Origin of the sequence: Ruegeria sediminis (genome assembly GCF_005938215.1) — a bacterium.
Classification (GTDB): Bacteria; Pseudomonadota; Alphaproteobacteria; order Rhodobacterales; family Rhodobacteraceae; genus Ruegeria; species Ruegeria sediminis.
Map to the genome: position 1 here is coordinate 109,628 of NZ_VCPD01000003.1, position 12,769 is coordinate 122,396.

Genomic DNA, 12,769 nt, shown 5'->3' on the forward strand with positions numbered 1-12,769 from the left:
TTCAGACTAGGGGGATATTTCGCTTGGCGCAAATGAACTTGGTCACACAGCGCGAAGAACCGCACACGGGGATTCCATTTGCCTCGCGCGACACGGATGCGATAACCTGAATACCGCGAAGATCCGTGGCGGAAATGCAGGATGGTTCAACAAGGTTAATCATTAGGGGCCGGTCCTATCGAACGCACGATTTTCCGCTTCATCTGGAAATACTCGAAACGCGATCAACTGATCCTGCTGGCGGTGACGTCGACGCTGTTTCCGCTGCTGTACCTGACGCTGGAACTGCCCAAGCGGATCATCAACGACGCGATCGGCGCCACCAGCGCGACCGTCGAGGTTCTGGGCTATTCGCTCGACCGGACCACCTTCCTGATGATCCTCTGCTTCGCCTTCCTTCTGGCCGTGCTCGCGCACGGGCTGATGAAGATGCGCATCAACACGATGAAGGGCGTCCTCAGCGAAAGGATGCTGCGCCGGTTCCGCTACCAGCTGATCAGCCGCATCCTGCGGTTTCCGCAGCCCTATTTCGAACGGGTCAGCCAGGGCGAGCTGGTCTCGATGGTGACCGCCGAAAGCGAACCGATGGGCGGGCTGATGGGCGACGCGCTGAGCCAGCCGGTGCTGCAGGCCGGGCAGATGCTGACGATCCTGTCCTTCCTGTTTCTGCAAAGCGTCTGGTTCGGGTTGGCGGCGGTGGCGCTGATTCCGCTGCAGGCGTGGCTGATCCCGAAACTGCAGCGCCAGATCAACCTGCTCAACAAGAAGCGCATTCAAGAGGTGCGGGTCCTGGCGGCCCAGATCGGCGAGAACGCGGCCGGGGCATCGACGCTGCGCGGCAATGCCGGCTGGCGCTATCGCAGCGCGATGGTGTCGCATCAGCTGGGCCGGCTGTTCGACATCCGCTTCGACATCTACCAGAAAAAGTTCTTCATGAAGTTCCTCAACAACTTCATCTCGCAGCTGACGCCCTTCCTGTTCTATTCGGTCGGCGGCTTTCTGGTGCTGCGCGGACAGGTTTCGCTGGGGGCCTTGGTGGCGGCGCTGGCGGCTTACAAGGATCTCAGCTCGCCGTGGAAGGAACTGCTCGCCTATTACAACCAGACGCAGGACATGTCGCTGCGGTGGGACGTGGTGATCGAACGCTTCGCGCCGCCCGGCATGATCGACGATGCGCTGTTCGAGGGCGAGCCCAAGGAACGCCCGCGCCTGAACGGCGACATCGTGCTGGACCACGTCTCGGTGCGCGACGCCGACGGCAACCATGTGCTTGACGATCTCGACATCACGCTGCCCGGCGGCGGCATGATCGGCATTTCCGCCCCCAGCGAGGAAGACCGCCGCGCCATTGCCGACCTGCTGCGGCGCGAGGTTCTGCCCAGTGCCGGCAAGGTGAGGATCGGGGAAACCGACCTGTCCGGCGTGCATCAGGCCGTCCTTGCCTCGCGGATCGGCTATGCAAGCTCGCGCCCCGTGATGTTCCAGGGCACCCTGGGCGACAACGTGATGATGCCGATGCGCTACAAGCCGTTGCAAGAGCCGCCCGACGACCCGTTCTTCCACGAGACCCTGCGCGCGGGCAACAGTTCCGACCCGTTCCACGCCGAATGGCTCGACCCTTCGCTCGCCGGCTTCGAGGACGTGTCGGAGTTGCGCAACTGGTGGCTGCGCCTGATCGAGGGCATGGGCTCGGGGGCCGCGCTGTTGCGGCGCGGCGCGGATCAGGTCTTCGACGCCGACAAGTATCCGCAACTGGCCGCCAAGCTGGTCGAACTGCGCCCGCTGGTGCAGGACGAGGTGCGCAAGGCCGGTCTCGACAAGCAGGCCTACATCTTCGACTGGGACACCTACAACCCCGCGCTGCCGGTGGCGGAAAACCTGCTCTTCGCCACGCCGCGCGTGCCGGTGACGCAGGAGCTGCTGGCGAAGCAGACCGTGTTTCTGGCGCAGTTGCGGGAACTGGGGCTGGACGAGACTTTGGTTGGCCTGACCCGCGACGTGATCGACATGCTGCGGCAGATCTTCGGCCTGGACGGCACCGATCACCCGCTGTTCCGTAAGCTGGGACTCGAGGCCAAGACCTACGAGACAGCCGTCGAACTGGTCGAGAAGACCCGCAGCGAGGGCGCTTCCGCGCTGGACGACACCGAACTGGCCAGCTTCCTGGCCGTGCCCTTCGTGATTTCGGCCGAACAGATCGGGCCGGCCTTCTCCGCCCAGCTCAAGTGCCGGATACTCGAACTGCGCCACAGCCATTCCAAGAAGCTGCTGGAAAGCCTGCACGATGTCTTCGCGCCGCTTGAGCCCGGCGATTTCGCGCCCGGGCTGACGGTTCTCGAAAACGCGCTTTTCGGCAAGGTCAGCCAGGTCGGCGGCGCCCGCACCGACGAATTGCGCAAGCTCATTGTCAACATCCTGTCGGAACAGGGCGCGCGTCCCTACGTGGTCGAACTGATCTACGACGTGCCGGTCGCGCTGGGCGGCCAGAACCTGCCCGCCGTCTTCGCGGAACCCCTGTCCTTCACCCGCGCGACGATCAAGAAGCCCGACATCCTGATCCTGGATTCCGCGCTCGCCAGCTTCGACATGAAGACCCAGGTCGCGGTCTACAAGAACCTGCGCGAATTGCTGCCGGACACCACGGTGATCTACATAAACGATCAGTTCCAGGCCCCCGAGGCCTTCGATTTGCACATCGAGATCCGGCAGGGCAGGATCGTGAGCGAGGAGGCTCCCATGGAATTCGAGGAAGACAGCGCCGCCTCGGCCGACCTGGCACGCAAGTTGCGGTCGCTGGAACAGACGCCGCTGTTTTCGGGGTTGGACCGGCGGCAGCTGCGGCTCCTGGCCTTCGGCGCGCGTTGGTACAACGCCAAGGCGGGCGAGGTGGTGTTCCTCAAGGACGATCAGCCGACCGACGGCGCCTACATGATCATCGAGGGCGAGGCCGGGCTGTACCTGCCCAAGGAGGACGAAGAGGACCAACTGGTGGCCCGAGTCGGGCCGGGCACGCTGGTGGGCGAGCTGGGCCTGATCCGCAAGGAACCGAGGGCGCTGAGCATGATCGCCGAAACCGACCTGACCTGCCTGCGCATCGGCGAAGAGGAATTCCTGGCGGTGGTGGAAAACGACGCCGCGACGGCGTTCAAGCTGCTGCAGGTCGTCGCGGGCTACGTGTCGAACTGACGCCGGTCACATTTCCGGGCTGCAGAACTGCCGGTACAGCAACTCGATCACTTCGGCGGCCCTTCCGTCGGTCAGCGAATAGTAGATCGTCTTGCCCTCGCGCCGGGTGCTGACCAGCCCTTCCTCGCGCAGCCGCGCCAGCATCTGGCTGACCGCCGCCTGCCGCATGTCCAGCAGGCTTTCCAGTTCTCCGACCGATTTTTCTCCGCCGCCGAGATGGCACAGGATCATCAGCCGGCCTTCATGCGCAAGCGTCTTGAGAAAGGCCGCGGCCTCGCAGGCGCTGCGCTTCATGTCGTCGGCGGTGGCGGGCGACAATGATTGGAAAACAGTCGGTTGACTCGTCACGGTTCACTCGTTTGCAACTCAGGGTAGGTACAAATATGCCCCAGATCCGCCTGTGATGTCACCCCTCCCGTGCCGGTGCGCCCCCCTGGAAAGCGTTTCCGTTCACGTAGTCGCAGGGCGCTTCCTGCATCTGCAGATGCAGCCCGTCGCCGGTGTAGGGATGCGCGCGGGCCAGCTCCTCGTCCACCTCGATGCCCAGGCCGGGGGCGTCCGGCGGGGTGACGAACCCGCCCTCGACCCGGATCGACCCCTTGATGAGCTGGTCGTGGAACTGGGTTTCGATGCTTTCCAGCAGCAGGATGTTCGGGATCGACGCCGCCAGATGGATGTTGGCGGTCCATTCGACCGGTCCGGCATAGAGATGCGGCGCCATCTGGGCGTTGAACACCTCGGCCATCGCGGCGACCTTCTTCATCTCCCAGATGCCGCCGGCGCGGCCCAGCGCGGGCTGCAGGATTTCCGCCGCACCGGCGCGCAGGACCGCCCCGAACTCGGCCTTGGTGGTCATCCGTTCGCCGGTGGCGACGGGGATGCGGACGTTGCGGGCGACGCGGGCCATGTCCTCGATCATGTCGGGCGGCGTGGGCTCCTCGAACCAGAGGGGCGAGTAGGGCTCCAGCGCCTGGCCCAGCCGGATGGCGCCGGCGGTGTTGAACTGGCCGTGCGTGCCGAACAGCAGGTCGGCCTTGTCGCCCACCGCCTCGCGGATCGCCTTGCAGAAAGCGACCGAGAGCGAGATGTCGGTCATCGCCGGCATGTGGCCGCCGCGGATCGTGTAGGGGCCGGCGGGGTCGAACTTGACCGCCGTATAGCCCTGCCGGACCATCTCGGCCGCGCATTCCCCGGCCTGCTCGGCCGAGGTCCAGAAGTCGTTCAGGTTGTGCTGCGGCAGCGGGTAGAGGTAGGTGTAGGCGCGGATGCGGTCATTCATCCGCCCGCCGATCAGCGCATGAACCGGGCGGCCGCGGTCCTTGCCCAGAATGTCCCAGCAGGCGATCTCAAGCCCGGAAAACGCGCCCATGACCGTCAGGTCGGGTCGCTGGGTGAAGCCGCTGGAATAGGCGCGGCGGAACATCAGCTCGATGTTCTCGGGGTTCTCGCCCGCCATGTGCCGCTCGAACACGTCGCGGATCACATGTTTCATCGCTTCCGGTCCCACCGACGAGGCATAACATTCGCCCCAGCCGGTGATGCCGGTATCTGTCGTCACCTTGACCAGTATCCAGTAGCGCCCGCCCCAGCCCGGTGCGGGCGGCGCGGTGACGATGATGTCGAGATCCTGCAGTTTCATCCGTAGTCCTCCGTTCCGCGATCACCCGGCCGCCGCGCCGCGATCGAACAGGATCACGTTGCGCTTGGCGCTGCCGGTCTTGGTGTCCTCGATCGCCTCGTTGATCTGCTCCAGCGTCCAGCGGCCCGAGATCAGCTCGTCCAGTTTCAGGCGGCCCTGCTGGTAAAGGTCGATCATCCACGGGATGTCGCGCTGGATCACCACGTCGCCCATCTTGGACCCGATCAGCCCCTGGCCGATGGCGGCCAGTATCACCGGCTCATAGCTCGCCTGCGCGCCGGAATGGGGCATGCCGATCATGATCGCCTTGCCGCCGCGGCCCAGGTATCGCGGCGCCTGCTCGTAGGCCGGGATGGCGCCGACGGTGATCAGCACCGCATCGGCGCCGCGCCCGCCAAGCGCCTTGTAGGACGCCTTCCACGGCTCTTTCGCCGTCGCAAGCACGCCGTGGGTGGCGCCGAACTCCTTGGCGATCTCCAGCTTTTCCTCGGTCATGTCCACCGCCACGATGCGGCGCGCCCCGGCCAGCCGCGCGCCCTGGATCGCGTTCAGCCCGACGCCGCCCGCGCCGATCACCACCACGTCCTGTCCCGGGCGCAGGCCCGCCGCGTTGACCGCCGCGCCGACGCCGGTGATCACGCCGCAGGACAGCAGGCTCGCCACGTCCTTGGCCATGGTGTCTGGGATCTTCACGATCTGGCGATGGCTGACGACCACCTTTTCCGCAAAGGCGCCGCAGGCCATTGCCTGTTCCAGCGGCCCGCCATCGGCGGTGCGCAGCGGCCCCTTGACCGTGTCATAGGGGGTTTCGCAGATCGTCGGCTTGCCTCCGGCGCAGGACGGGCACGAGCCGCAGGCGCGGATCAGGGTGACGACGACCGAGTCGCCGACCTTGAAATCCCCAGCCGCGTCGCCCACCGCCGAGATCACCCCCGCCGCCTCGTGGCCGTAAACCGCCGGAAGGAAACCGCCCCATGCCCCGCTGGCATAGGTGATGTCGGAATGGCAGATCGCCACCGCATCCAGCGTCACCTCGACCTCGCCCATGCCCGGAGGCGCGATCTGAACCTCTTCGATGACCAGCGGCTTGTTGAATTCCCGGCACACGGCCGCCTTGATGGTTTGCATGGTTTCCTCCCCTTGCTTGGCGGCCACGGTGGCGCGACGACAGATCGCTCGCAAGGCGGAAAACGTCACACGCGTGTCGTTCTTACGTCACGGCACGGGGTCCGCGCAGAAAGATCGCGAACCCGACCAGCATCAGCACCAGCGCCACCAGAAACGGCGCGCCGGGCAGGTAGACCGGCGCGTCCTCGCGGGCGAACCATGCAAACACCGCCGTCATGCCGAGCGGCGAGATGATCATCGACAGCGCGTGGATCGCGGCCAGCACGCCCTGCAGCTCTCCCTGCCGGGAATCGGGAACCGCCCTCGACATCATCGCCTGCAGCGCCGGCGTGACGACGGCGCCCAGCGCGGTGACGGGGATCAGCATCAGCGCGATGATCCCGTTGGTCAGAAAGGCAAGGATGCCGAAGCCCACGATGTCGAAGACCTGTCCCCAGATGACGGTTCCGCGCTCGCCCAGATGCCGGGTCGCGGGCCGGATCAGGCCGCCCTGCACCGCCGCCATCCCGATGCCGTATATGCCAAGCGAGATGCCGATGATCTGCGGCGACCAGCCGAACCGCTCCTGCGTGAAGTAGGACCAGATCGCGGGATAGACGTAGATCGCGACCGAATAGAGGAAATAGACCCACAGAAGCGGCCGGATGCCGGGCAGGATGCCGATCGCGCGGAACGCGCCGAACGGATGCGCCTGACGCCACTGGAACGGCCTGCGGGTCGCCTCCGTCACCGTCTCGGTCATCACCAGAAGACCCGCGACGAAGTTCAGCCCGGCCAGGATCGCCGCCGCCCAGAACGGCGCGCGGGTGCCGTATTCGCCCAACAGCCCGCCCATCAGCGGCCCCAGCACGAAGCCGACGCCGAAGGCCGCGCCGATCAGGCCGAAATTCGCGGCCTTCTCATGCGGCTTCGAGACATCCGCCATGAAGGCGGCGGCGGTGGAATGGGTGGCCGCCGTGATGCCGCCGACGATGCGCCCCAGCAGAAGCAGCCAGATCGTGCCCGCCAAGGCCATGACCACGTAGTCCAGAACCATCACGAACAGCGACACCAGCAGGACCGGTCGGCGGCCGAAGGCGTCCGACAGGTTGCCCAGAACCGGTCCGAACAGGAACTGCATCGCCGCGAAGGCGGTGCTGAGAACGCCGCCCCAGATCGCCGCATCGGCCAGCGACCCGCCTTGAACCTCGACGATGAGGCTCGGCATGATCGGCATGATCAGACCGATGCCCATGGCGTCGATCATCACCGTGCTCAGAACGAAGAGATAGGGCAGGCGCATTCGGTCGGGTCCCGGTTTGGCGCAAAGCCTAGCGGCGCAGGGCAGGGCGGGGAAGGGCCGCCGGTGGCGTCACCCGGCGGGACGTCCCGTCACCTGTCGGGCGAAACGCCGCGCCTCGTCGGGCGCCAGGCCAAGCTGCTCGGCCGGATCGAACAGGCGCTCGCAGTCGATCTGCGGCCAGGCGCGGGCCACGACCTCGCGCAGCGGCACGCCCGTCTCGGCCGCCTCCCGGCAGAGCGCCTTGGTGGTTGCCTGCGCCTTTGGCCGCGGCATGTGTTGCGCCAGCGCGAAACTCAGCGCCTCGGCGTGGATCATGCCGCCGTTCTGCTCCAGCGCCGCGCGCATGGCATCGGGATTGGGCGCAATCCCCTGAACCAGCCCCATGGCGGTCCGGCAGGCGGCCCCGGCCCCCAGCACGATCTGCGGCAGGCACATCCATTCGGTGAACCAGGCGGCCCCGTCGCGCTGGTGCCGCTGCAGCGCCGCGCCCTGCAGGTTGCCGAACAGGCCGGCCTGCTGCCGCGCCAGCGCCACCAGCACCGACGGCGCGACCGGGTTCTGTTTCTGCGGCATCGTCGAGGACGCGCCGCTGCCGCCAAGGCTGATCTCTCCGATCCCGGTCTGGGTCATTTGCACCGCGTCCTCGCCCAGTTTGCCAAGGGCCAGCGTGACCCTCGTGAACCAGTCGCACAGGCGCAGAACCGGCGTCCGGTCGGTGTGCCAGCTGCGCCCGGGATCCTGCAGGTTGAGCAGTTGGGCCAGCTCCCTGCGCGTATCCGCCGCCTTCGGCCCCAGCGCGCCGCTGGTCCCCGCCGCGCCGGACAGCGAGACCAGAAGGCAGGTCCGGCGCAACTCCGGCAGCTCGTCCAGCAACCCCAGCAGCGGCATTCCCCAGCCGGCCACCACCGCGCCAAAGCTGGTGGGCGTCGCGTGCTGGCCATAGGTGCGCGCGGCCATGGGCAGCGCGGCATGGGTTTCGGCCAGTTCCGCCAGTCCGGCCAGAATGGCCGACAGGTCCTTTTCCGCCAGCCCCAGCGCCTGCCGCAGCCGCAGCATCAGCCCGGTGTCGATGATGTCCTGCGATGTCGCACCCCAATGCACGTAGGCCGCGTGTTCCGGCGCCTGCATCTCGGCCCGGAAGGCCGCGACCAGCGCCGGAACGCTGACGCCGTTTTCGCCCGTGGCCTGCGCCAGCGCGCCGGGATCAAGCTGCACCTCCATCGCCGCGTGTGCGATGGCCTGCGCGCTTTCCGGCGGGATGATCCCCTGATCGCCCTGCACCTTGGCCAGCATCCCCTCGACCAGAAGCATGGCGCGCAGTTCGGCGCTGTCGGTGAACAGCCGCCCCATCTCGCCGGTGGGAAAAAGCCGCGAAAACAGCGCACTGTCGAATACGGAACCGGTCATCAGAACTGCCTTTCGGTCTGTGCCAGCAGCCGTGCCAGCCGTTGCGGGTGCGAGAAGAACGGAGAATGCGAACTGTCGATCTCGTACAGGGCGTCGCTAGGGAACCCCCGGCTCATCTCGGCCTGGTACTCCGGCGGAACGGTCCGGTCGTCGGTGGTGCGGATATAGGCGCGCGGCACGCGGGCATAGCGTTCCGTCAGGTGCAGCGGCGTGTCCTGCGGCCCGATCGCCTGCGGGCAGAGGCGCGGCATCGCGTATGCGACGGCTTCGGCAGGGCAGTCGTGATAGAACAGGGCCGGGGCCTGCTCGGGGTCGACCGTGTAGGACAGCCCGTCCGGCGCCTTGCGGATCGCGCCCACCAATGGCTGGCGCGCGGCGCGTTTGCGCATCTGCGCGATGGACAGGCCCGAGATCGGGACGTAGGCGCACAGGTAGATCAGGCCGCGCATCGCGTCCGGCGCGGCCTCGGCGGCGGCGCTGATCGGGTAACCGCCCCAGGAATGGCCGACGACGACCGTTTCCGGGGTCGAGGCCGCCAGAATGGCGTCCCGGCAGCTGTCCAGCGTGACATCCGCGACCGGCGTCCTGTCCTCGCCGTGGCTCGGCATGTCGATGGCGCGCGCGCCGTGGCCGAGCGCCGCAAGTTCGGGGATCAGGTCGCGCCAGCACCAGGCGCCGTGGCACGACCCGTGAACCAGAAGAAAATCAGCCATTCCGCACCTATCCCCGGACGTGCCCGACGTCCCGCAGGAACTGCGTCAGGACCGCCGCGTATTCCGCCGGTTTCTCCACGCAGGGCAGATGTCCCGCCTTGCGGATCAGTTCGAACCGCGAGCCGGGGATCAGGTCCACGGTCTCGCGCACCAGGTCCGGCGGGGTGGATCCGTCCTCGCTGCCCGCGATGCCCAGCGTCGGCAGGCGCAGCCCGCTGGTGGGCGTGTAGAAATCGGTGCCCGAGATCGCGGCCGAGCATCCCGCGTAGCCGTCGGCCGGCTGCCGGACCAGCATGTTGCGCCACAGCGCCAATTCCGGCGTGGCGCGGAAATCCTTCGAGAACCACCGCTCCATGATGCTGTCCGCCAGCGCCTCGATCCCGCCCGCGCGGACCGCCTCAATGCGCTCGTTCCACATTTCCGGCGTGCCGATCTTGGCGGCGGTGTTCGACAGGACCAGGGCGCGGATCTGGTCCATGCGCTTGACCGCAAGCCCCTGCGCGATCATGCCGCCGATGGACAGCCCGACGAACACGCAGTCGCGGATCTCCAGCCGGTCCAGCAGGGCCTCGGCGTCGCGCACCAGCGCGCCCATGGAATAGGGGGCGGGCGGCTGCGAGGACAGCCCGTGCCCGCGCTTGTCATAGCGGATGAGTTTCAGACCGGCGGGCAGCAGCGGCAGCACTGCGTCCCACAGGCGCAGGTCGGTGCCCAGCGAGTTGGCGAAAACGACCGGCGCACCGTCGGGATCACCGTCGATCCGGTAGTGAAGCTGGACATCTCCAAGGTCGGCGATCTGCATGGCGCTCATCCTGTCGTCGTGCAAACTAGGGTTCAGGGGTTTCGGACGGTATAAGACACGATCCTCGCGCGTTCCACCGGGACTTGTCCGAACCCGCCCCGAGTCCGGTGCTGGCGTGTGGTCACCGGAGATGTTTCAGGGCCGAGGCAAACAGGTCCGGGTCCACGTTGCCGCCTGACGCGACCACGATGACCGCATCGCCCGCAATCTCGTCCTGCCGGAACAGGGCCGAGGCCAGCGCAACCGCGCCGCCCGGTTCCAGAACGATCTTGAGCCGCAGGAAGGCCAAAGCCATCGTGTGCAACGCTTCATCTTCGCTGACGCTCAGCCCCGGGCCGCACAGGCGTTGCAGGATCGGAAAGGTGATCTCGCCCGGCTGCGGCGTCAGGATGGCGTCGCAGATATTGCCCGAGATCGACGGGTTCCGCTCGATCCGGCCGGAAATCAGCGACCGCTTGGTGTCGTCGAACCCCTCGGGCTCGCAGGGCCGGGCGCGCAGGCCGGGCGCGTGGCCTTCCAGTGCCAGCGCAATCCCCGAGGTCAGGCCGCCGCCGCCGCAGCACACCAGCACATCGGCCCGGTGAATGCCCAGTTCGGCGGCCTGTTCGGCGATCTCCAGCCCCGTGGTTCCCTGGCCGGCGATCACCTGCGGCTCGTCATAGGGTCTGATCAGGGTCAAGCCCCGCTCGGACGCCAGCGCCTCGCCGATCTCCTCGCGGCTTTCGGTGGCCCGGTCGTACAGGACCACCTCGGCCCCCAGCGCGCGGGTGTTGTCGATCTTGAGCTGCGGCGCGTCCGAAGGCATGACGATCACCGACGCGATCCCGTGTCCCGTTGCGGCCATCGCCACGCCCTGCGCGTGGTTGCCCGAGGAAAAGGCGATCACGCCGCGTCGCCGCGTCTCCGGGTCCAGAGCCGAGATCGCCGACCAGGCACCGCGAAACTTGAAGCTGCCGGTGTGCTGCAGGCATTCCGGCTTGACCAGAACCCGACGCCCGGCGATCTCGTCCAGGAACGGCGAGCCGAGCAGGGGCGTGCGCCGGGCATGGCCCTTCAGCCGCGTGGCGGCGGCTTCGATCATTTCAAGGCTGCTCATGAAGTCTCCAGAATGCGGCGGATGATGGCAAGGGATTCGGCTTCGTCCAGAAACGGGGCGTGGCCGCGGTCGGGCACTTCGGCCGAGATCAGTCCCGGGTGCCGCCGGTGCATCTCGGCCAGCGTCTCCGCGCTCAGGATGTCGGAATTGGCGCCGCGGATCGCGCCGGTCGGAATGTCCTTCAGCGCCTCGTAGAACAGCCACATGTCCGGGATCGCGCCGGTCGCCGACTGTTCCAGCAGCGCCTTGTGCAGCGCGTCGTCGTAGCGCAGCGCCAGGCCGTCCGGCGTCGCCTCGTACTGGATTTCCGCCTGCTTGCGCCAGACGTCCAGCGGCACGCCGGGAAACTGCGGCTCCATGGCCTCCTTCAGGACGCGCGCGGCCTGATCGTGGGTTCTGGATGCCGGTTTCCTGCCCAGGTAATCCATGATCCGCGCGATGCCGACGGGTTCGATCACCGGGCCCACGTCGTTCAGGATCACGCCGGACAGCCGCTCGGGATGGGTGGCGGCAAGCGCCATGGCGATCAGCCCGCCCCGCGACGTTCCCAGAACCGTCACCTGCGCGAGCCCGAGATGGTCCAGCAGTTCGATCGCGTCGCGGGATTCACGCGGCACGTTGTAGTTCATGAAATCCGGGTCGTAATCCGACCGGCCCCGGCCCCGGTAATCCATCGCGATCATGCGCAGGTCGGTCACGTGCGGCGCGAGGAACGAGAAATCCCGGCTGCACCGCGTCAGCCCGGCCAGGCACAGCAGCGGCTGCCCTTCGCCCGTGTCCTCGAAATAGATGCGCCGGTCGTCGGAAGTGGTGAAGTAAGGCATCAGCCTCCTGCCAGTTCTGGAATCGTGGTCAGATCGGACAGTACATGCGCCGGTCGCCACGGCAAGCGGTCCATCGGCTCTCCCGCCCTGTTGACCCAGGCGGTGACGAAACCGTAACCGCTGGCGCCGGCAGCGTCCCAGCCGTTGGAGCTGACGAACAGAACCTCGTCCTTCGCGCAGCCGAACCGTTTGAGCACAAGTTCGTAGACGCGGGCGTCGGGTTTGAAGATGCCGACGCTCTCGACCGACAGCACGTCGTCCAGAACATCGCCGATACCGGCCGACTGCACCGCGCCGTCAAGCATCGCCGGCGAGCCGTTCGACAGGATCGCCGTCTGCTTTCCCGCGTCCTTGAGGGCGCGCAGCATCGCGGGCACTTCCGGATAGGCCTGCAATTCCCAGTAGAGATCCAGCAACCGCTGGCGCAGCGCGGCGTTGCCGTCCAGCCCAGTCGCCTCGAGCGCCCAATCCAGCCCGTTCTGGGTCACTTCCCAGAAATCCGTATGCGCGTCGGCAATGGCCCGCAGCCAGGTGTATTGCAGCTGCTTCAGGCGCCAGTGGTTGGCCAGTTCCGGCCATTTGTCGCGCAACTCGGCGTGCGCGGGCTCGCTTGCAGCCTGCCGCGCGGCGGCGGCAACGTCGAAAAGGGTGCCGTAGGCATCGAAAACGCAGGCGGTGATGGGCATGATGTC

At 67.0% G+C, this 12,769-nt stretch carries 11 protein-coding genes; 1 reads left to right on the plus strand and 10 read right to left on the minus strand.

Annotated elements, in window-relative coordinates; translation table 11 throughout:
- Nucleotides 1–189: 189 nt before the first annotated feature.
- Entirely contained in the window at nt 190–3,186 is a 2,997-nt protein-coding gene (locus FGK63_RS09040) for a cyclic nucleotide-binding domain-containing protein (protein WP_138841378.1), read from the plus strand.
- A 6-nt stretch (nt 3,187–3,192) separates the two neighbouring features.
- On the opposite strand, the gene FGK63_RS09045 is transcribed toward FGK63_RS09040, so the two are convergent.
- The 10 genes from FGK63_RS09045 to FGK63_RS09090 all read right to left on the minus strand — a co-directional run bounded on the left by FGK63_RS09045 (nt 3,193) and on the right by FGK63_RS09090 (nt 12,763).
- Nucleotides 3,193–3,480 (minus strand): ArsR/SmtB family transcription factor, encoded by a 288-nt coding sequence (locus FGK63_RS09045; protein ID WP_138842296.1) that lies wholly within the window; start codon nt 3,478–3,480, stop codon nt 3,193–3,195.
- Nucleotides 3,481–3,592: 112 nt separating this feature from the next.
- A complete protein-coding gene (locus FGK63_RS09050; RefSeq protein WP_138841380.1) occupies nt 3,593–4,825 on the minus strand; it encodes a mandelate racemase/muconate lactonizing enzyme family protein in 1,233 nt (410 codons plus the stop codon).
- A gap of 21 nt (nt 4,826–4,846) precedes the next feature.
- Nucleotides 4,847–5,953: a Zn-dependent alcohol dehydrogenase gene (locus FGK63_RS09055; RefSeq protein ID WP_138841382.1), complete on the minus strand. Its 1,107-nt coding sequence runs from the start codon at nt 5,951–5,953 to the stop codon at nt 4,847–4,849.
- Nucleotides 5,954–6,035: 82 nt separating this feature from the next.
- The gene (locus tag FGK63_RS09060) at nt 6,036–7,235 is read right to left on the minus strand and encodes a TCR/Tet family MFS transporter (protein WP_138841384.1); all 1,200 of its coding nucleotides are present in this window, start codon (nt 7,233–7,235) and stop codon (nt 6,036–6,038) included.
- 69 nt (nt 7,236–7,304) lie between these two features.
- Nucleotides 7,305–8,642 (minus strand): class-II fumarase/aspartase family protein, encoded by a 1,338-nt coding sequence (locus FGK63_RS09065; RefSeq protein WP_138841386.1) that lies wholly within the window; start codon nt 8,640–8,642, stop codon nt 7,305–7,307.
- The gene (locus FGK63_RS09070) at nt 8,642–9,355 is read right to left on the minus strand and encodes an alpha/beta fold hydrolase (RefSeq protein ID WP_138841388.1); all 714 of its coding nucleotides are present in this window, start codon (nt 9,353–9,355) and stop codon (nt 8,642–8,644) included. The genes FGK63_RS09065 and FGK63_RS09070 overlap by 1 nt, the downstream gene beginning before the upstream one ends.
- 7 nt (nt 9,356–9,362) lie before the next feature.
- Entirely contained in the window at nt 9,363–10,157 is a 795-nt protein-coding gene (gene pcaD / locus FGK63_RS09075) for a 3-oxoadipate enol-lactonase (RefSeq protein WP_138841390.1), read from the minus strand.
- 121 nt (nt 10,158–10,278) lie between these two features.
- Nucleotides 10,279–11,253, minus strand: coding sequence for a threonine ammonia-lyase (locus FGK63_RS09080; protein WP_138841392.1), 975 nt, complete (start codon nt 11,251–11,253; stop codon nt 10,279–10,281).
- Nucleotides 11,250–12,077 (minus strand): alpha/beta fold hydrolase, encoded by an 828-nt coding sequence (locus FGK63_RS09085; RefSeq protein ID WP_138841394.1) that lies wholly within the window; start codon nt 12,075–12,077, stop codon nt 11,250–11,252. Before FGK63_RS09085 ends, FGK63_RS09080 begins: the two co-directional genes overlap by 4 nt.
- On the minus strand, nt 12,077–12,763 hold the full coding sequence (locus FGK63_RS09090) for a haloacid dehalogenase type II (protein ID WP_138841396.1): 687 nt from the start codon (nt 12,761–12,763) through the stop codon (nt 12,077–12,079). Before FGK63_RS09090 ends, FGK63_RS09085 begins: the two co-directional genes overlap by 1 nt.
- Nucleotides 12,764–12,769: the final 6 nt, after the last annotated feature.

Bases quoted from the DNA above. Each gene is read 5' to 3' on its own strand.
- FGK63_RS09045 (WP_138842296.1), bottom strand. From the start codon at position 3,480: ATGAAGCGCAGCGCCTGCGAGGCCGCGGCCTTTCTCAAGACGCTTGCG.
- FGK63_RS09050 (WP_138841380.1), bottom strand. From the start codon at position 4,825: ATGAAACTGCAGGATCTCGACATCATCGTCACCGCGCCGCCCGCACCG.
- FGK63_RS09055 (WP_138841382.1), bottom strand. From the start codon at position 5,953: ATGCAAACCATCAAGGCGGCCGTGTGCCGGGAATTCAACAAGCCGCTG.
- FGK63_RS09060 (WP_138841384.1), bottom strand. From the start codon at position 7,235: ATGCGCCTGCCCTATCTCTTCGTTCTGAGCACGGTGATGATCGACGCC.
- FGK63_RS09065 (WP_138841386.1), bottom strand. From the start codon at position 8,642: ATGACCGGTTCCGTATTCGACAGTGCGCTGTTTTCGCGGCTTTTTCCC.
- FGK63_RS09070 (WP_138841388.1), bottom strand. From the start codon at position 9,355: ATGGCTGATTTTCTTCTGGTTCACGGGTCGTGCCACGGCGCCTGGTGC.
- pcaD (WP_138841390.1), bottom strand. From the start codon at position 10,157: ATGCAGATCGCCGACCTTGGAGATGTCCAGCTTCACTACCGGATCGAC.
- FGK63_RS09080 (WP_138841392.1), bottom strand. From the start codon at position 11,253: ATGAGCAGCCTTGAAATGATCGAAGCCGCCGCCACGCGGCTGAAGGGC.
- FGK63_RS09085 (WP_138841394.1), bottom strand. From the start codon at position 12,077: ATGCCTTACTTCACCACTTCCGACGACCGGCGCATCTATTTCGAGGAC.
- FGK63_RS09090 (WP_138841396.1), bottom strand. From the start codon at position 12,763: ATGCCCATCACCGCCTGCGTTTTCGATGCCTACGGCACCCTTTTCGAC.